Source organism: Streptomyces sp. NPDC044704, assembly GCF_056433525.1.
Window position 1 is genome coordinate 129,280 of sequence record NZ_JBWKGY010000004.1, and the last position, 16,160, is coordinate 145,439.

Here is a 16,160-nt window from a genome sequence, read left to right on the forward strand (position 1 = left end):
TTCGCTGTCGGTCGCCCCGGTCCGGGGCACGCGTGACTGAGCACCGCAGCTGGCCGGCTGCGGCATGCTTGTCGGCCGCCGGCGTGGCTCAGCGCCTTCGGTCCTCTACCGTCCAGCCGTCGCCGAGCTCGCGGCGCAAGGCCGCGAGTGCTGCATCGGCCTCGCACCGGAAAGTTTTCTCCTGCTCACCGGTCCAGGGCGAGGGACCCGCCGGGTGGTCCCAGTCCAGTGAGGACTGGTACAGGTCGGCGAGCCGCGTGAGCTCGTGGCTGGTAGCCGCAGTGATGGGCAGTTCCTCCGGGGCGCACGGGTACCCGTAGGGGCTGTCGAGGTCGGGTGTGCCCGACGGACCTGGCCACAACGGGGTGTCGACGCCGTACTCGAAGAAGAACCGCAGGTGTTGGGGCATGCCGCTCAGCCTTTCACAGCACTGAGTACACGAGCGGCCGACTACGGCGCGCAGCCCTTTCCGGCATGAATTGCGCGCCTTGTGCGGCCGTAGCGGGCGGGTATCGATGTCCCCGCATTCGCCAACCAAGAGCAATCGCAGGTCAGCCCATTAGGGTCGGGGCATGACGACACCCCTTGCCGGCAGCGCCTTCGACTCGCTCCGCCGCGACGCCGTGCCCGACCAGGAGACACTGCGCCGCGCCTACGCACTCCCCAAGGACTCGGCCGTGCGGAAGCAGATGACCGAACTCACCGAGCAGACGCGGCGATTGATCGGCTGCTCGTCGCTGGTACTGGTCTCCAGCGCGGACGCCGAGGGCAACTGTGACGTCTCCCCGCGCGGCGGCCCCGCCGGCTTCGTCACCGTCCTGGACGCGCGGACGGTGGCGATACCGGACGCGACCGGCAACAAGCGTCTGGACACCCTGCAGAACGTCATCGCCACCGGACGGGCCGGACTGCTGTTCGTCATCCCGGGGCGCACCACCACGCTCAGGGTGAACGGCCGGGCTGTCGTCTCCACCCGCCCGGAACTGCTGTCGCAGCTGACCGCCGTGGGCAAGCCGCCGGCCAGTGCGCTGGTTCTGGGGATCGAGGAGGTCTACCCGCACTGCCCCAAGTCCCTTCTGCGCAGCGGGGCCTGGAAGCCGGAGCAGTGGCTGCCGGCGGACGCCCAGCCGACCTCCGCCGAGGTGACGCTGGCCCAGCTGCGGATGCCGGAGCTGACGATCGCCGGCATCGAGCAGGATGAGGCGGACTCACTGAAGTACCGGTACGAGTAACCGGCCGGCCCGGCGAGTGCCGTACCGCCGGCCCGCAGGTGAGGGTTGCGCCGGCTACAGCCAGCCCCGCTGGCTGGCTTTCAGGCCCGCTTCGAAGCGGCTCGTGGCGTCGAGGCGTTCCATCAGAGCGGCCATCTGACGTCGGACGGTGCGCAGGGAAAGACCCAGGCGCTTGCTGGCGGCTTCGTCGGTCATGCCTGACGCGAGCAGTTTCAACAGGCCGCGTTCCGCAGGCGCCAGGCCCCTGCCGTCCCTGTTTTCGGTACGGGGGTCGGCGTCCAGGGGTACGGCGTTCTCCCAGGTCTGCTCGAACAGGACGACGAGTGCGGCGACGATCCCGGGGGCGGTCGTGCACAGAGCGCCCTTGCGGGTGTGGGAGGGGTCGATCGGGACGATCGCGATCCGCCGGTCGAACACGATCAGGCGGGGTGGGGTTTCGGGGCAGGTACGCACCTGACCGCCCCGCTCGTTGATCCAGCGGGCGTGGGCGTGAGTGGCGGGGTCGTTCCGGGCGCTGTCCTGGTAGATCGTCAGGAAGCGCACGCCGCGGTCCAGTGCGCTCTCGTCGAGGGGGCGGGCCGCGTCCAGACTGGCCTGGGACTGGGCTCCGCCGGGTTCGATGGCCAGGCACTCGTCGCGGAGCTGACGGGTGAGGGTCTCCAGCCGTTGCTGGATGGCGTCGAGGCCGATCAGCCGTTCTCCCGTCTCGGAGTCGGCAGGTCCGTGCTCGCGGGCGAAGGCGGCGACGGTCCGGGCCACGATCTCCTTGCCCAGGGTGATCTGCCGCTGCCGGTGCAGGAGTTCGGCTTCGTGGCGGCGCAGGATGATGTCGAAGCCGATCTCCGGGCTGACCGCCCGGAGCGTGCCGCTCCGGTCCCGCGAGGGCTGGAGCAGTCCCATGTCGAGGAGGTGCTCCAGACAGGCGCCGACGTCACCGGTGGAGATCCCCAGGCGCGAACTGAGCTCTTCGACCCCTTCGGCCGATCCCGCCAACAGGCTGCGGTAGACGGCCTCCTGGGTTCTGTTGAGGCCAAGGACTTCCAGCCCCGATGTGTCGTTCATTCCCCCACCCCCGTGCGCGCCCAGCAGGCGCGCGTGTCGTAGCCGAAACGTTCCGTCATCCCCTTGACGGTGCCGGTCCTGCCGGTCCTGCCGGACCTGCCCGTCCGGCGAGCGGCCCCGCGCGTGGCTGCGCGCGTGCGAGGCGCAGCGGCCGGTCAGCCGGGAAGAGCGCCTGCCACTGGTAGCCGGACAACGCGACTGTTCTGCCCAACCACTACTCCTTGAGGAAGCCTCAACGGTCGTACGCGAGCCGGACGAGGGACACGACGGCCCCTCGTGGCGGGCCTCCCGCAGCGGCCGCGCCGATCTGACCAGGGTGCCCAGCGAAATCCGGTTGATCAACGAGAGATACTGGAACCTGCGTTTAGCGAGGCTCAACAGGGGGTGGCGGACCGCGTGCTCGAACGCCTGGAAATGGAAGCGTTCCTCGTACTGGCCGCAGAGCTGCACTTCGGGCGTACCGCGGAACGCCTGCGCGTGACCACCGGCAGGGTCAGCCAACTCATCAAGAAGCTCGAACGCCAAGTCGGGGCGCCGCTGTTCGAGCGGTCCAACCGTCGCGTCCGCCTGACCCCGCTCGGCCACCAGCTGCACGACGACCTCTGGCCCGCGTACGAGCAGATCCAGGCCGCCCTCGCCCGCGCCGTCAGCAGCACCCGGCAGACCACCAACGTCCTGCGGGTCGGTTTCATCGGTGTCGCCGCCGGCCAGATCGCCCACCGGGCGGGCGGCATGTTCCCCGAACGCGAGCCCGGCTGGCGCGTCCGCATCCGCGAGGTCCAGCTCTTCGACGCCCTGGCGCGGCTCCGCGAGGACGACGTCGACGTCCTGCTCCTCCACCTGCCGATCACCGAACCCGACATAGTCGTCGGACCGGTGGTCCTCTCCGAGCCGCTGATGCTCGGGCTGCCCGCGAACCACGCCCTGGCCCAGCGCGAAAGCGTGACCCTGGAGGACCTGGCCGACGTCGCGCTCCTGCGCGTCGCCGGCGTACAGCCCGGGGAGTGGCTCTCGGACCGCTGGCCCGACCGCACGCCACAGGGCCGGCCGATCGCCCCGGGCCCCGAGATCGAGACGTTCCTGGAGGCCCTGCAAGTGATCGCCTCCGGAACCGGCGCGGGCATCGTCGGCGCGCAGGTCACCCGGTTCTACACCCGCCCCGACATCGCCTACGTCCCGTTCACCGGCTCACTCCGGCTCGACTGGGCGCCCGTCTGGCTGAAGTCGCACAACACCCCCGCCACCCGCGCCTTCGCCCGCACCACCCTCGAGGCGGCCCGACTGCTCCACCCCGCCACCACACCCTGACCCCATATCGGCCGAGAAGGGACAGGTCGGACGTGGGCCACGGGCCTGGCTGCGTCTGACCGAGGACGGAGCAGCCACCTACCGGCGCCACCTTGCCGCGCTCACGGAGATCGTGGGCCCGCCGCATTGATGGAGATGGTGCGGTTGGCGTTGGCGGGTGTGCCGTGCTTCCTTCCGCGAGCGCCGCTCGAGGAGCCGGAGCGGCTCCGTCCCGCAACCTGGCGGGACTCCGCGGCGCCGCGGCTGTCTCGGTACGGGTATCAGTCGGTCCGCTGGAGGCGGACGGACCACTCGCTGCTGCCCGGACCATTGATCTCGGCGACGGTCCAGGAGCCGTTGGCCAGCGCGAACTCGGCTCCCAGGGGCAGGGTTCGGGGTCCGCTCGCGCCGCCCGGTACCTCGATGAACAGTCGCACCTGCGCGGGCTGCCCTTCCTGCGCCGCGATCGCCCCGACCCCTCCGACGGTACCGAAGGGCAGTCGCATGACCTGGCCTCCCCTGACGCTGAATTCGCGCTCTATTTCAGGCATTTCCATTCCTAACGAAGCGCCATCCACTGTCTCCGTACTCGCGCCTTCGCGCAACTCGCTCAACGCCGACGATCGCTACGAGGCTATACGCCAGTGCTCAGCGAGGTCACCGACGGCGCGATTGGCGGACGTACTGCAAGGGCGCCTGCGGACACGCGTGGCACCACCTGCCCACGCCCACCGCGGAACGGTGACGACGACCGCCCCGCTTCGGCCGGTGCGGCCGTCGGGAACCGTCGTCCGCACCGGTACGCTCCCTCTCCCCCGACGGCCAACGCACCGGCCCCCACAGGTCAGTGAGCCGGCGTGGCCGCTGCCTCGCTCGGGCGACCAAACGCCCGCCCAGGTCACCAATTCACTGACTACGATAGGTCGCCCGCCGATTTCTGCGGACCGCCGGCAAGGTGCAGGGCGCAGCTAGTCTTATGATCATGGCCTTGCGACCCGATGAGTTCTACGACCACGCGCGTGCGGCAGCGGATGATGAGCTTCGGCTTCCGCTGGCGAGAATGACCGGCTGGGACATCAGCCCCTTCGAAGCGGACGGGCTGCGCGTGTCCGCGCTCCGCCCGCCCGTTCTGCCCGAGCCGCCGCGGCACGGCGAAGACCCGGCGGACTGTGCCGAGTGCCGCTCCCGCGACGAGGGCGTCTGGCTCAACGACCGCTGGCGGCTGGCCCGGATACCGGGCGTCGGTGTACCGCTGGTGCTGATGCTGTACCCGCGCGACCACTTCGACATGGCCGACCTGCCCGACGAGCTGGCCGCCGAGCTGGGCGTGCTCACCACTCACATCGTCCGCCACGTGCAGGCACTGCCCCACATCTGCCGGGCGCACGTGTACCGGATCGGGGACGGGTCCGCACACCTCCACGTGTGGTTCTTCGCCCGGCCCGAGGGCCAGACCCAGCTGTACGGGTCGTGGCTGCCCGTCTGGGACGACCTCCTGCCCGCGTACCCGGCCGAGGTGGCCGACGCAGATGCAACCGCCGTTGCCGAAGCGCTGGCCGCCTCGTACGGGGGCGCGCCTCAGGCACCAACGGGCCGATGAACCCAGCCGCCGCGGGCACAGCGGCTCGGCAGCGGCGGCAGGCTTCCCCCGATCGGATGAAAGCAGGGCCCGGTAGAACCGAGGAGGCCGAGGGGCGGTGGCTCCCGTGCGCCGGGAGCCGGAGTCGGTACGGCGGCCTTTTGGGCCGGTGGGTACGGCCGGGGTACGCGCAGAGCGCCGGAAGATCGACTTCCGGGCCCGCGGCCGCTCCGGGAGACTGAGCAGGGTCGGTTCTCGAGGGAAGGCTGGTCCGTGGTGGCGGAGTCGGAGGATGGCCTCACCATCCGCCAGGTGGTGGAGCGACTGCTGGCGGCCCACCCCGAGCTGGACCCGGAGCTGGTGGAGAGTTCCGTGAGGACGGCGTACGAGGAGCTCAGGTACGCGCGTGTCCGTGCCTACCTGCCGGTCCTGATGGAGCGCAGGGCGAAGGATCTGCTGCCCCCTGCCGAACAGCGGGAGCGCCCCGCCTGAAGCTCGAGGTGTCGAAGGGTCCCGGGTCCCGGGGCGTGGACAGGTCGGGCACGTGTGCCGTGCGGTCCGGGCCCGGGTCGGCGGGGCGGGGAAAGGGCCGCCGGCGCGGAGCCTCGGCGTGCCGCGGCGGTCCAGCCGCTCCGCAAGAAGGCCCCGGCCTCCTGAAGGAGGCCGGGGCCTTGGTTGAGCGCTGGGCAGGCCTTGCACCTGCATCCCCCCACGGGAAGTGGGGTGTCTTTCCTTGGACCACCAACGCCAGACCCGTCAGCCGCCGTTCACGGCCACGAGCTCAAGATCCAATATACAGCAGGAGAGGACCCTGCCGCCATCGGCTCCGCCGGCGCATGCGCACCGCGGGCGCTGCGGTCTGCGTACCGGTAGAGGGCCCGGCGGGCGGGGCGTCGTCTCAGCAGGCGGGGGACGAGCCCTTCTGGCCCTTGAGGTCGCGGTTGTACAGCCAGCCGGTGGCGTTCGTGCCGTCCACGCGCACGAACGTCCACTGGTTTCCGTACGAGTTGACGATGTAGCACTGGTACCAGAGCTTGGTGCCGTTCTTGACCAGGCTGCCCTTCGGGCACTGCTGGTACGGCGCTCCCAGCAGGTGGTGGTCGCCGGAGATGTAGCCGTAGGTGCCCGGCGCCGGGTCCCTGTGGGTCCAGCCGGCGCAGCCCGTCGGGACGGGGCTCGGCTTGGCCGGGGCGGGTGAGGAGCCCTTCGGGGAGGGCGATGACGTGGCGCCCTTCTTCGAGGGGCTCGCGGACGGCTTCGCCGTGGGTCCGGAGCCGGAGGGCGACCCGGAGCCGGAGGGGGACGTGGCTGGGGTCTGCGCGACCGGCTGCCCGCCGGCGGCCGGGGAGCCGCCGGGTGCCGGAGTCGGGGCCACCGCCCGCGCCGGGTCTTCGCCGCCCGAGGTCAGGGCGTAGGTGACGCCGCCGGCGGCGAGTACGGCGACGACCGCCACGGCCATCGCGGCACGGCTGCGACGCCGCGCCCGATCCGCGGCCGCCGAGCCGGACTGGTTGGCGGTGAACGGCTGACCGGGCGGGAGTCCGTGCGACGGGAATCCGGGCTGCGGGGTGGGGGCGTAGGGCTGCGGAAACGATACGGCGCCGGCGTCGAATCCGGCCGGGGGCGGGGGCCCGAAGCCGGGGACGGGCGCTGACACGGGCGGCGCGGAGGGGGTCGGCTGGACCGTGGCGGGCGCCGCCTCGGGGACCGCGTCGCCGCCGGCCGCGACCTGCTCCAGCATCGCGCGGGCTTGCTCGGCGGTGGGCCGGTCCTCCGGTTCCTTCGCCATCAGTGCCCGCAGCACGGGGGCGAGCGGCCCCGCGCGTCGCGGCTCGGGCAGCGGGTCGCCGACGATCGCGGCCAGCGTGGACCACACCGAGGTGCGGCGGAACGGCGAGACGCCCTCGACCGCCGCGTACAGGGTCATCCCGAGCGACCATATGTCGGAGGCCGGTCCGGGCTCCCGGCCCTGCGCGCGCTCCGGCGGCAGGTAGTCGAGCGAGCCGACCAGCTCACCGCTGCGGGTCAGCTTCGCCACGGCCTCGTCGCCGGAGGTCTCGATGGTGGCGATGCCGAAGTCCGTGAGCACGACCCGGCCGCCGCGCTCCAGCAGCACGTTGCCGGGCTTCACGTCGCGGTGCAGGACGCCCGCGCGGTGCGCCGCGTCGAGCGCGTCCATCAGCTTGGCGCCGATCGCGGCGGCCTCGTGCGGGTCGAGCGCGCCGCGCTGCGTCACCACTTCGTCGAGGGAGGGTCCGTCGACGAGTTCCATGACGATGACGGGCAGACCCTGCTCGTGCGTGACGTCGTGCACGGTGACGACGCCGCCGTGCCGGATGCGGGCGGCGGCCTGCGCCTCACGCTCCATCCGGGTGCGCAGGTCGGCGAGTTCGGCGTCACTGGAGTCGGTGTAGGCCCGCAGGACCTTGACGGCGACCTCGCGGGCGAGCAGCTCGTCGACGGCCCGCGCGACCACGCCCATGCCGCCGCGGCCGACCACGGAGGTCACGCGGTAGCGTCCCCCGAGCACCTTGCCGATCAGGTCCCCGTCGTTCGCTTCCCCCGCTTGGCCCACTGGCACCCCATGCTCCGTTCCACGACCGGTCGTCCGTCTCGACTCTCTGACGGGGCACAAGCCTAGATGCATGATCCGCAGGCGGACCGCGCGGCTGCCGCCTCCCTTGCGTGAACGGCGGATGCGCCGCGAGTCCGGGGCCCGGCCTCCGAGGCGTGGCGCGCCGGGACCGGGCCCAGCGCATCACGCCCCGTGACGCCGCGCCGCCGTCGGGGACGGCTTCCGGCTAGGCCTGAACGGCCACCGGCTACCGGCTAAGCGACTTGAGCGCCTCCGCGTCGTACGGCTTCAGCTCGTCGAAGCGGTTGCCGAGTACCTTCGCCGCCCACTGCGGGTCCTGGAGCAGCGCGCGGCCGACGGCGACCATGTCGAACTCGTCGCGTTCCATGCGGTCCAGGAGGTTGTCGATGTCGCCGAGCGCCGCTCCCTCACCGGCGAAGGCGCGGATGAAGTCGCCGTCGAGGCCGACCGAGCCGACGGTGATGGCCGGCCGGCCGGTGAGCTTCTTGGTCCAGCCCGCCAGGTTGAGGTCCGAGCCCTCGAACTCCGGGAGCCAGTAGCGCCGCGTGGAGGCGTGGAACGCGTCGACGCCCGCCGCCGCCAGCGGGGCCAGGATCGCCTCCAGTTCTTCCGGGGTCTGCGCGAGCCGGGCGTCGTAGGCCTCCTGCTTCCACTGCGAGTAGCGGAAGATCACCGGGAAGTCGGCCGGGACGCGTTCGCGGACCGCGGCCACGATCTCCGCCGCGAACTTCGTACGGGCCACCGCGTCGCCGCCGTACGCGTCGGTGCGGCGGTTGGTCCGCTCCCACAGGAACTGGTCGAGCAGGTATCCGTGGGCGCCGTGCAGTTCGACGCCGTCGAAGCCGATCCGCTCGGCCTCCGCGGCGGCGTCGGCGAACGCGCCGATGACGTCGTCGAGGTCGGTACGGGTCATCGCCCTGCCGGTCCCCTCGGTGCCGTCGACGCGGATGCCGGAGGGGCCGACGGCGGGCGCGTCGGCGTACGGCGCCTCGCCCTGCTTGCGGACCATGCCTATGTGCCACAGCTGGGGCACGATCGTGCCGCCCGCCTCGTGCACGGCCGCGGCGACCTTCGCCCACCCCGCCAGCTGGTCCTCACCGTGGAACCGCGGCACCCGGTCGCTCTGACCGGCGGAGTCGTGTCCGACGTAGGTGCCCTCGGTGACGATCAGGCCCACACCCGCGGCGGCCCGGCTGGCGTAGTACGCCTGCACGTCCTCGCCGGGCACGCCGCCGGGGGAGAACATCCGCGTCATCGGCGCCATCGCGATGCGGTTGGGGACGGTCAGGCCGTTCAGCTGGACGGGCCGGGAGAGGATCTCGGCCGCGCGGGAGGCGGTGGGCTGGGTGGCGGTCATGCGGGTCCTCCGGATTGAGGCTGCTGTGGCTCGTCGGGTGACAACGAGAAGTGCATAGTACACATGTTATGTATCATGCATATTGCAGCGCCGGGTCCTCGTGCCCCGCCGCCCGCAGGCCGGGCCCTGCGGGGGTCCGCCGGTCCCCCGGGTCCACAGGTCCGCGATAATGGAGCGCCGGAAGGGAGCGGGAGGCGCAGTGCTGGAGAAACTGGAGCGGGAGCTGATGCTGCTGTCGCGGCACCAGGTGCTTGCCCGGCGCGAGCGCGATCCCGAACGCCTGGAGCGGTCGGCGTACCTGCTGCTCAGCCGGATCGACACCCAAGGCCCCATGTCCATCGGACAGTTGGCGGAGGCCTTCGGGCTCGACACCTCGACCGTGAACCGCCAGACGGCGGCGCTGCTGCGCTGCGGACTGGCCGAGCGGGTCGCGGACCCGGACGGTGGCATGGCCCGCAAGCTGCGCATCACGGTCGAGGGCGGCCGCCGGCTCGCGGAAGACCGTGAGGTCAACCGGAGCTGCCTGGCCCGGGTGGTCGCCGGCTGGTCCCCCGAGGAAGTACGGGAGCTGGAGGACGTCCTGGTCCGGCTCAACCGCAGCGCCGAGGCCCTCGAAGGCCGGTACTGGCCGCGCGCGGAGGAACGCACCGAGGAAGACGAAGCCCGCGCCGCGTGCCACCCGCCGGTCCCGCACGAATCCCCGACGCCTGGTCCCTAGGAACGCCTGCGGGCCGCCCTGTGGAAGATCCCGGCGCTCGCCCTGGCGGCGGGTGAGATCCTGAACCGATGAACGAGACTTCCGCTGCACGGGCGGCCGCCCGGTGGCCGCTGGCCGCGGCCGGGGAGACCGATTGGCTGCGGGAGCTGACCGGCGATGACGGGCTCACCGGCTTCATGCCGCCCGCGCTGCCCGACGCCGCCTGGGTGCTCCACTCCATGTACGAACACGTACTCGGGCCGACCGACATGTCGTTCGTCGCGTATCAACGAGCAGTGCTGAACGGCGGCGGGCCCGAGATCATCCCGGGTCTCGACCCCGCGGACGTGTTCGGGGGCACGCCGGGCGAGCCCCACGGCCCCCGTTGGCGCCGACTGCTCTGGGCGGAGCTCTCGCAGCGGACCGGTGAGCCCGTGGCGCCCGAGGGGCAGCTGCCCTGCTACCGCTCCTTCCCCTCGCTCCGGGAACCGGGCGGCTGGCCGGTCGGCATCACGGGGGCGTCCGAGGGGAGCCTGGACCGGACCGACTGGAACCGCCTGGTCGACGTCCTGACCGAGCACAGCCCGCAGGGTGCGCGGACCCCCTGCCTCGCCTACTACAACCCGCTGTTGCAGGGGGCTGAGGACTTCGACAACCTGCACGTCCGGGCCGGCACGCTCGCGGACGCCAAAGCGTTGTACGACCACCCCGAGGAAGACGGCTGGACCCCGTCCAACCTCTGGGCCCGGGACCGGTCCTGGGTCCTGTGCACGGACTATGACCTGTGGGCCACCAAGGTGGCGGGCCCCGCCCGGCTCGTCGAGGCCCTCCTCGACGACGCGGAGGTCGAGGCCGTACGCCTGCCCTGGGCCCACTGATTCCGGCCTGCCGCCCGCCCCGGACCGATCAGGTGCGGCCCGTCGCCCGTCGCCCGCCGTTGGCCGGGGTGCGCGTGAGACGGCCCGCCAGGGCCTGCTGCCCGGGTGTGACCCTTCTGGGAGCCGCCTGGGACCTGTGTGGGACCCGTGTGCGTCAGTCGTCGGACATGCCGCTCGCCCGGGCGATCCCCTCCACCACCTGCTTGTCCTCCCTGCGCTGGTGCTGCTGGACATCGAGCTCGTCCCGCAGCGCCCGCAGCTTTTCCGGGTCGTCCGCGACGTCCGGGGGAACCAGCGACATCGCCGCCCTGGCGTGCTCGCCGTCACCGAGGCGGGCAACGACGTGGTCGGCCCGGTCCTCGTGGCCGGGTTCCATCGCACCGAGCAGGCCGAGGAGGTTCAGCAGTTCCATCTGCACCTCCTCGGTGAACAGCGCCCTCTCTTCCGGCTCCAGATCGAGCCGGAACCGGCCGCCGCCGGCCTTCACGTACTCGCGGACGACCTCCATGAGGAGGTCGAACTGCTGCTGGGGCATCCGGACCCGGAGCGTCTCCACATAGAGGGCGTACCGCGCCCGGACGATCGAGGCCGGGTCTTCGGGTACCTCTGCGTCGGCCATGTCGGACTCCCCTCCGGCGGTTCGGGCCAGGTCGGTCAGATCCGCCAGGAGCGGATGCGGTCGGCGGCGTCGTACGCGTCGGCCCGCCCGGCGTCGATGTCGCGGGCCAGGTCGATCAGCGCACCGTACGGGGCGTCGATGGCTTCCCCGGCGGCGTGCATGTAGGCCACGGCGGTGCCCGCGCCGAACAGCGCGTTGCGGGCCGGGAGGGGGCGCAGTCGGATGACGGAGTGCATCAGGGCGGCCGCGCGCCACGCGTTGTCGGCGAGGGCGCCGACCTTCGGGGTGTTGACGCGGTGGCGTCCGACGGCCGCTACCAGAGCGCTGAAGTCGTGGATGACCGGCTCTTTGGGGAGGACCTCCGCCTGGCGCTCCAGGAGCCAGCGGATGTCGATGGAGAGCTCCACGGTCAGGCGGCCCGTCCCGCGGCGTCCAGCCGGCCCGGGGCGTCGTCGGGGAACCCCTTGTCGAACGCGGCGGCGTGCTCCGCGACGAACGCGCGGAACACTTCGGCCGCCCCTTCGAGGCGCGGGTCACGCACCGCGTTGGCCGCGGCCTCGGTGATGAGCGCGGTGACGGTGGTGCCCTCGGCCTCGGCACGCTCCTGAAGCTGCGCGTGGAGTTCCTCGGGGACTCGGATCGTGACGGGTTTCGATGCCATGCCCCGAACGTACAGCAGCCCGTACAGCAGGGGCGTGGATTCCCTGAAAGACCTCCCGCCGCCGCCCACGGCGTGCAGCCTCGGCTTGCGAGCGGCGTGACCCGCGGAAGGAACCACCGGGCGGCGTCTGGGACGAGCCCCGCGATCGGCGGACGGCTCCGGCAAGGAATGTGGTTCCCGCTACGGCCGGCCCCGTGGCCACGAGGGTTGAGCGTGGGTGTCAGGAACTCATCGCGGCATGGTCGGAGTCGCTGCGGAGGACGCAGAATTCGTTGCCTTCGGGGTCGGCAAGGACTGCCCAGCCTGAGCCATCGGGATTACGGCGATCGGTGACGAGGGTGGCACCGAGGCCGAGCAGCCGTTCCACCTCCTGCTCACGCGAGGTCTCAGGGCGCAAGCACAGATGGATCCGGTTCTTGATCTTCTTGGGCTCGGGTACCTGGTTGAAGTACAGCACTGGACCCGCCGCCAGCATCACCTGAGTCTCCCGGTCACCCGGTTTGTCCTCCGGATGCAGTGGACGGCCGGTCACTCCGCTCCAGAAACGGGCCAACTCGTAGGCATCCGCACAGTCGATCGCCACGTTCTGCAATATCGAAACCATGCGCGCGAGCCTGCCCCACTTCCACTGCGGACGCCACCGAGTTGAACGCAGCTCCGCGCAGGCTACGGGCATCATGGCGTCGTGATCACGTTTCATTGCGCCGCGTGCGGCTCCCGCCTGTCCGCTCCGGTGCGCGAGGTCCCCCCGCCTGCGGAGGCGGAGACCTGGACCCCGCTCGACTCCCCCGTGGACCCCTGCCCGCCCCGCATGGCGGCGGGCACCTTCGCCCTCGATCCGCAGTCGGGACGGATCGCATGGGGCCCGCCACCCAAGGGCTTCAAGAAGCCCCGGGCGGGCCACGGAACGCCGGTTGACCTGCTGCTGAGCCCGGGCGACTTGGTGGGCACCTCGAAGATCCTGCACCGTTGGGGCGGCTGCTGCGGGCCGGGCGGGCACGACGGGCCGAACCTGGCGTGCGCGGGGTGCGGGGCCGAGGTGGGGCTGTGGACAGGTGACTGCTACACCTGGCTCGAAGTCGTGCTCAACGCACGCCTGGTTCGCCGTTCCCCATCGGCATGATCCGGCCCCGCACCCGCCTTCGCCTGTATCCGGGACGGCACCGCCCGCGTCCGATACCGACCTCGGTTCGAGGAGTCCAAGTACGTTGGCGCCGCTAGGCAGTGCGGCCGGGACTAGCTGCGCGCGATGGTGTGCGATCGACGGACTACCGGATGGGCCCGGAGGTGGTCGGCCGTACCGGACTCTTCGCCCAGTACTCGAGCTGCTTGCGCACGGTGGGATCGCCGATGGTGATCAGGACGGTCGCGGGGTTGCCGGCGAGCTGCGCGGCGGTGGCTTGGCCTCGGACGTCGTGCGGGGCGGCAGGCCCGTCGGAGACATATTCGATCACCATCGCGTTCTGGCCGCACCGCAGGGACGCCCAGGCCTTCGCGCCAGCGGCTCCGGAAACGCTGTGGTACGGACCGGCGGGAAGTGCGTTGCTTCCCTCTCCCGGGCCCGGCCACTTCGACACCAAGTGGGCACGATTGACTGCGGGGTCGTCCGTAGAGAAAGTCAGAAGCCCACAGGAATCGTCATTCACGTAGCCGATGATTCGATTGTGACCGTATTTAATTTCGGCCACAATCGTGAGGGAACCGGGAACATCCGCCATGGGGTCACCGGCGACAGTAATTGGTTCTAAATCCTTCAGCGGGGTGACGCCGATAGCGCTGCCCGGAGAATTTCCGTCCGCCTCCCCGCCCGCTTCGCAACCGGCAAGTAAGACGATGAGGGCAGCCCCGGTGGCCAGAGTTCGTTCGATTCGCGTCATGGTTGATTGAAGCAGACGCCCACCGGCCGGTAGTGCGCCGGACGGGACTGGGAGAATGGCCGGTACGGCCACCGCCGCCGGTGGTGGGGGCGGCGGGGGAAGGAGGCCGTCGGGTGGGTCAGGACCGGTTTTCTCTGGATGGGCTTCTGGGGATTGGCGCCGACGCCGAGGGGCGTGTTTTCTACTTGCGCGTGGCTGCCGGCACGACGGCGTACGAGCGGGGTGGGGAGCCTTTCGACTACATCCAGGTCATCCTGTACGAAACGGCCGCACCAGGCCGGCCCGCGGACGCGAACGACATGTTCGAGACCGAGGGCCTTGAGTGCCTGGCGGACGGGCTTCGCAACGGCGCGCTCGACTGGTACGGCGAGCGGCTGGCGTTCCGTACGCCGACCGGCGAGGAGCTGGAACGGATCCGCTCCGTGACCGGCTGGCGGTAGGGATCCGTCCCGCGCGCAGGCCGTCGCCCCCGTACCAGGGTCTAGAAGGGTTCAGCGGCCCGTAGGAGCTCCTGAGGGAGGTACGGGGATTCGACGCGGACGGCCCAGCCCCGGCGGCGTGCGTGGCAGGCCAGGGCGAGGACGTCGAGGTTGACGGAGGCATCCGGGCCGTTGGCGCGGTCGGCGACCCGGTAGTGGTCGCGGTGGGCTTCGAGCGCGTCGGCCAGGGCCAGGTTGAAGCTTTCCTCGTCGCCCGCCACGAGCTGCGACAGCAGTACGGCCGGTGGCATGGCGAAGCCCCAGTCCTCGGCCTGCTCGTCCTGTTGCAGCGCCCGCTGCACGGCCGGTTCGGGATCAGTGCCCTTCAGGTAGGCGTGGAGGGCTTCGCGGTACGCGGCGGAAGCGGAGCCGTCCGGGCGGGCGAAGGCGGGGCCGGTGAGGACCAGCGGGGCGAGTTCCTCGCGGACTCCGGTGATCAGGGCCAGGGCAACGGCCTTCTGCCAGCCGGCGGCGCCTGCTTCCTCGTCCCGCTCGGCCGGGTAGCGCAGCGTGCGGCCGTCGATGGTCACCTCGACCTCCGTGCCCGGTTCCGCCAGGGCGATGCGGAACAGGGCCGCCCCCATCTGAGAGGCCGACCGGAGGTTCGCGAGCTGGGCGTCCGTGACACCGTCGGGGGATCCCGCGCGCCACTTGAAGAGGCGTTCCTGATCGCCCATGACGCTGCCGAGCCGCCAGACGGCGAGGGGCTCCCCGTCGACGGGGGTGAGCGCCTCCCGGACGTTTTCCTCGTACATGGCCTCGATCTGCGGGCCCACCGTCCAGTCGAAGGCCGGCCGCTCCACCACCAGCGGCCCTGCGGCGAGCGCGGCCACCGCGTCCGGCCGCCGGTCCCGGCCGAACCCCGCGACCCGCGGGCCCCGGTCCTCGAAGCTGGTGACGAGCGCGTGCGGGAGGTAGTCGGTCCGGACGGCAGGGGCCCAGCCCTGGGTGCGGTAGGCGAGCGCGGCGAGGGCCAGGGGGACGAGCGGGAGCAGGGTGCCGGGGGATGCCGTGGGGCCGTGCAGGGTGGTGTGCCCGATGAGGAGGTCGGCCAGGGCGGCATCGAAGGCCTCCCGCTCCGCTGCGGCCAGTGCCCGCAGCGCACGGAGGGCCACGCTGTCCGGCCGGTCGAGGAGGGGCTCGCCCGTCTCTCCGGCGCGGACGCCGATGCGCTCCAGCGCCGCGTCGACGGCGGCGAGCTTGGCCTCCGCGCCCGGCGGGTACTCCTCGTCCTCGCCGGTGTCGTCCAGGACCACGGCGGTCAGTCCGGTGGCGAGTTCGCCGGTGGACGTTCCCCGCGCACCCGCGGCGAACTTCTGCCGGGCGAAGTGGAAGGCCTCGCCGTGCCACTTCGCCTTGTCCCTGAGGACCGACAGACAGAGCGCGTCGATCCACTCCCCGGGTGTGATGCTCTCCTCGGGGGCGTCCTCGCCCGGGTCGTAGCTCATGCCGAAGTCCACGTACTCCAGGAAGACCTGGAAGGTGCAGTGCGGGTGGTAGGCCGCGTAGGCGACGGCGCCTGCCGCGGCCTCGGCGGCGTCCTTGAGGGCGGCCTTGGCCTCCGCGGTGTCGAGGTCGGGCGTCTCGACGGAGAGGGCGCCCAGGTAGTCGAGGAACTCTTCGGCGATCGCCTGCCATTCGTACGTGGCCATCCGGCCGGCCCTCGACATGGACCGCACCTGACCCCCGATGCGGTTCGTGAAGTCCTGCCGTGCTGCCGACACGATCGGTCCGCCCACCTGGTGACGCTCTATTCGCACTGCCCCGCTCCTTGATCGAATCCGTGGGACAGCCTAGGCGGGGGATCTGACAGGCCGGGCCGTCGTCGCTCCGGGA

General features: G+C 71.5%; 19 protein-coding genes. 8 read left to right on the forward strand and 11 right to left on the reverse strand.

Annotated elements, in window-relative coordinates; genetic code table 11:
• Window positions 1-88 precede the first annotated feature (88 nt).
• On the reverse strand, window positions 89-409 hold the full coding sequence (locus tag AC07B0_RS11320; RefSeq protein WP_469378300.1) for a hypothetical protein: 321 nt from the start codon (window positions 407-409) through the stop codon (window positions 89-91).
• Window positions 410-572: 163 nt separating this feature from the next.
• On the opposite strand from AC07B0_RS11320, the gene AC07B0_RS11325 reads away from it, so the two are divergent.
• Window positions 573-1,232 (forward strand): MSMEG_1061 family FMN-dependent PPOX-type flavoprotein, encoded by a 660-nt coding sequence (locus AC07B0_RS11325; RefSeq protein WP_469378298.1) that lies wholly within the window; start codon window positions 573-575, stop codon window positions 1,230-1,232.
• Between the two features lie 54 nt (window positions 1,233-1,286).
• Here the strand turns inward: AC07B0_RS11325 and AC07B0_RS11330 are convergent, their stop codons facing one another.
• Window positions 1,287-2,294: a helix-turn-helix domain-containing protein gene (locus tag AC07B0_RS11330; protein WP_356873846.1), complete on the reverse strand. Its 1,008-nt coding sequence runs from the start codon at window positions 2,292-2,294 to the stop codon at window positions 1,287-1,289.
• A 396-nt stretch (window positions 2,295-2,690) separates the two neighbouring features.
• Between AC07B0_RS11330 and AC07B0_RS11335 the strand changes: the two genes are divergently transcribed.
• Window positions 2,691-3,602 (forward strand): LysR family transcriptional regulator, encoded by a 912-nt coding sequence (locus AC07B0_RS11335; RefSeq protein WP_356873844.1) that lies wholly within the window; start codon window positions 2,691-2,693, stop codon window positions 3,600-3,602.
• Window positions 3,603-3,862: 260 nt separating this feature from the next.
• Here the strand turns inward: AC07B0_RS11335 and AC07B0_RS11340 are convergent, their stop codons facing one another.
• On the reverse strand, window positions 3,863-4,132 hold the full coding sequence (locus AC07B0_RS11340; RefSeq protein WP_478897719.1) for a DUF6406 domain-containing protein: 270 nt from the start codon (window positions 4,130-4,132) through the stop codon (window positions 3,863-3,865).
• A 509-nt stretch (window positions 4,133-4,641) separates the two neighbouring features.
• Between AC07B0_RS11340 and AC07B0_RS11345 the strand changes: the two genes are divergently transcribed.
• Both AC07B0_RS11345 and AC07B0_RS11350 read left to right on the forward strand, forming a co-directional pair.
• Window positions 4,642-5,181, forward strand: coding sequence for a hypothetical protein (locus AC07B0_RS11345; protein WP_356873838.1), 540 nt, complete (start codon window positions 4,642-4,644; stop codon window positions 5,179-5,181).
• A 291-nt stretch (window positions 5,182-5,472) separates the two neighbouring features.
• The gene (locus tag AC07B0_RS11350; RefSeq protein WP_469378292.1) at window positions 5,473-5,652 is read left to right on the forward strand and encodes a three-helix bundle dimerization domain-containing protein; all 180 of its coding nucleotides are present in this window, start codon (window positions 5,473-5,475) and stop codon (window positions 5,650-5,652) included.
• A gap of 406 nt (window positions 5,653-6,058) precedes the next feature.
• Here AC07B0_RS11350 and AC07B0_RS11355 read toward each other — a convergent pair whose 3' ends face one another.
• Both AC07B0_RS11355 and AC07B0_RS11360 read right to left on the reverse strand, forming a co-directional pair.
• The gene (locus AC07B0_RS11355) at window positions 6,059-7,735 is read right to left on the reverse strand and encodes a serine/threonine-protein kinase (RefSeq protein ID WP_469378652.1); all 1,677 of its coding nucleotides are present in this window, start codon (window positions 7,733-7,735) and stop codon (window positions 6,059-6,061) included.
• 247 nt (window positions 7,736-7,982) lie between these two features.
• Window positions 7,983-9,113 (reverse strand): NADH:flavin oxidoreductase, encoded by a 1,131-nt coding sequence (locus tag AC07B0_RS11360; protein ID WP_469378290.1) that lies wholly within the window; start codon window positions 9,111-9,113, stop codon window positions 7,983-7,985.
• A 169-nt stretch (window positions 9,114-9,282) separates the two neighbouring features.
• On the opposite strand from AC07B0_RS11360, the gene AC07B0_RS11365 reads away from it, so the two are divergent.
• Window positions 9,283-9,831 carry a MarR family winged helix-turn-helix transcriptional regulator gene (locus AC07B0_RS11365; RefSeq protein ID WP_469378288.1) on the forward strand — a complete coding sequence of 183 codons (549 nt, stop codon included), beginning with the start codon at window positions 9,283-9,285 and terminating at the stop codon, window positions 9,829-9,831.
• 68 nt (window positions 9,832-9,899) lie between these two features.
• Window positions 9,900-10,688: a hypothetical protein gene (locus AC07B0_RS11370; protein WP_469378286.1), complete on the forward strand. Its 789-nt coding sequence runs from the start codon at window positions 9,900-9,902 to the stop codon at window positions 10,686-10,688.
• A 154-nt stretch (window positions 10,689-10,842) separates the two neighbouring features.
• On the opposite strand, the gene AC07B0_RS11375 is transcribed toward AC07B0_RS11370, so the two are convergent.
• From AC07B0_RS11375 to AC07B0_RS11390, 4 genes are all read right to left on the reverse strand, one after another.
• On the reverse strand, window positions 10,843-11,307 hold the full coding sequence (locus tag AC07B0_RS11375) for a hypothetical protein (protein ID WP_478865117.1): 465 nt from the start codon (window positions 11,305-11,307) through the stop codon (window positions 10,843-10,845).
• 35 nt (window positions 11,308-11,342) lie between these two features.
• Window positions 11,343-11,714, reverse strand: coding sequence for a toxin Doc (locus AC07B0_RS11380; protein WP_467295274.1), 372 nt, complete (start codon window positions 11,712-11,714; stop codon window positions 11,343-11,345).
• Between the two features lie 2 nt (window positions 11,715-11,716).
• Window positions 11,717-11,968, reverse strand: coding sequence for a YlcI/YnfO family protein (locus AC07B0_RS11385; protein WP_356873824.1), 252 nt, complete (start codon window positions 11,966-11,968; stop codon window positions 11,717-11,719).
• Between the two features lie 220 nt (window positions 11,969-12,188).
• The gene (locus AC07B0_RS11390; protein WP_469378280.1) at window positions 12,189-12,572 is read right to left on the reverse strand and encodes a VOC family protein; all 384 of its coding nucleotides are present in this window, start codon (window positions 12,570-12,572) and stop codon (window positions 12,189-12,191) included.
• An 81-nt stretch (window positions 12,573-12,653) separates the two neighbouring features.
• Here AC07B0_RS11390 and AC07B0_RS11395 point away from each other — a divergent pair, with 81 nt between their 5' ends.
• Window positions 12,654-13,091 (forward strand): hypothetical protein, encoded by a 438-nt coding sequence (locus AC07B0_RS11395; RefSeq protein WP_469378278.1) that lies wholly within the window; start codon window positions 12,654-12,656, stop codon window positions 13,089-13,091.
• A 145-nt stretch (window positions 13,092-13,236) separates the two neighbouring features.
• Here AC07B0_RS11395 and AC07B0_RS11400 read toward each other — a convergent pair whose 3' ends face one another.
• Window positions 13,237-13,845, reverse strand: a complete 609-nt coding sequence (locus tag AC07B0_RS11400) for a hypothetical protein (RefSeq protein WP_478897723.1) — start codon at window positions 13,843-13,845, stop codon at window positions 13,237-13,239.
• A 113-nt stretch (window positions 13,846-13,958) separates the two neighbouring features.
• On the opposite strand from AC07B0_RS11400, the gene AC07B0_RS11405 reads away from it, so the two are divergent.
• Complete coding sequence (locus tag AC07B0_RS11405; protein WP_478897725.1) at window positions 13,959-14,285, forward strand: hypothetical protein; 327 nt, start codon at window positions 13,959-13,961, stop codon at window positions 14,283-14,285.
• Between the two features lie 41 nt (window positions 14,286-14,326).
• On the opposite strand, the gene AC07B0_RS11410 is transcribed toward AC07B0_RS11405, so the two are convergent.
• Window positions 14,327-16,063 carry an Imm49 family immunity protein gene (locus AC07B0_RS11410; protein WP_478898173.1) on the reverse strand — a complete coding sequence of 579 codons (1,737 nt, stop codon included), beginning with the start codon at window positions 16,061-16,063 and terminating at the stop codon, window positions 14,327-14,329.
• Window positions 16,064-16,160: the final 97 nt, after the last annotated feature.

Excerpts from the sequence above, each read along its gene's own strand:
- AC07B0_RS11320 (WP_469378300.1), bottom strand. The coding sequence starts at position 409 with ATGCCCCAACACCTGCGGTTCTTCTTCGAGTACGGCGTCGACACCCCG.
- AC07B0_RS11325 (WP_469378298.1), top strand. The coding sequence starts at position 573 with ATGACGACACCCCTTGCCGGCAGCGCCTTCGACTCGCTCCGCCGCGAC.
- AC07B0_RS11330 (WP_356873846.1), bottom strand. The coding sequence starts at position 2,294 with ATGAACGACACATCGGGGCTGGAAGTCCTTGGCCTCAACAGAACCCAG.
- AC07B0_RS11340 (WP_478897719.1), bottom strand. The coding sequence starts at position 4,132 with ATGCCTGAAATAGAGCGCGAATTCAGCGTCAGGGGAGGCCAGGTCATG.
- AC07B0_RS11345 (WP_356873838.1), top strand. The coding sequence starts at position 4,642 with ATGACCGGCTGGGACATCAGCCCCTTCGAAGCGGACGGGCTGCGCGTG.
- AC07B0_RS11360 (WP_469378290.1), bottom strand. The coding sequence starts at position 9,113 with ATGACCGCCACCCAGCCCACCGCCTCCCGCGCGGCCGAGATCCTCTCC.
- AC07B0_RS11365 (WP_469378288.1), top strand. The coding sequence starts at position 9,283 with ATGGAGCGCCGGAAGGGAGCGGGAGGCGCAGTGCTGGAGAAACTGGAG.
- AC07B0_RS11370 (WP_469378286.1), top strand. The coding sequence starts at position 9,900 with ATGAACGAGACTTCCGCTGCACGGGCGGCCGCCCGGTGGCCGCTGGCC.
- AC07B0_RS11375 (WP_478865117.1), bottom strand. The coding sequence starts at position 11,307 with ATGGCCGACGCAGAGGTACCCGAAGACCCGGCCTCGATCGTCCGGGCG.
- AC07B0_RS11385 (WP_356873824.1), bottom strand. The coding sequence starts at position 11,968 with ATGGCATCGAAACCCGTCACGATCCGAGTCCCCGAGGAACTCCACGCG.
- AC07B0_RS11390 (WP_469378280.1), bottom strand. The coding sequence starts at position 12,572 with ATGGTTTCGATATTGCAGAACGTGGCGATCGACTGTGCGGATGCCTAC.
- AC07B0_RS11400 (WP_478897723.1), bottom strand. The coding sequence starts at position 13,845 with ATGACGCGAATCGAACGAACTCTGGCCACCGGGGCTGCCCTCATCGTC.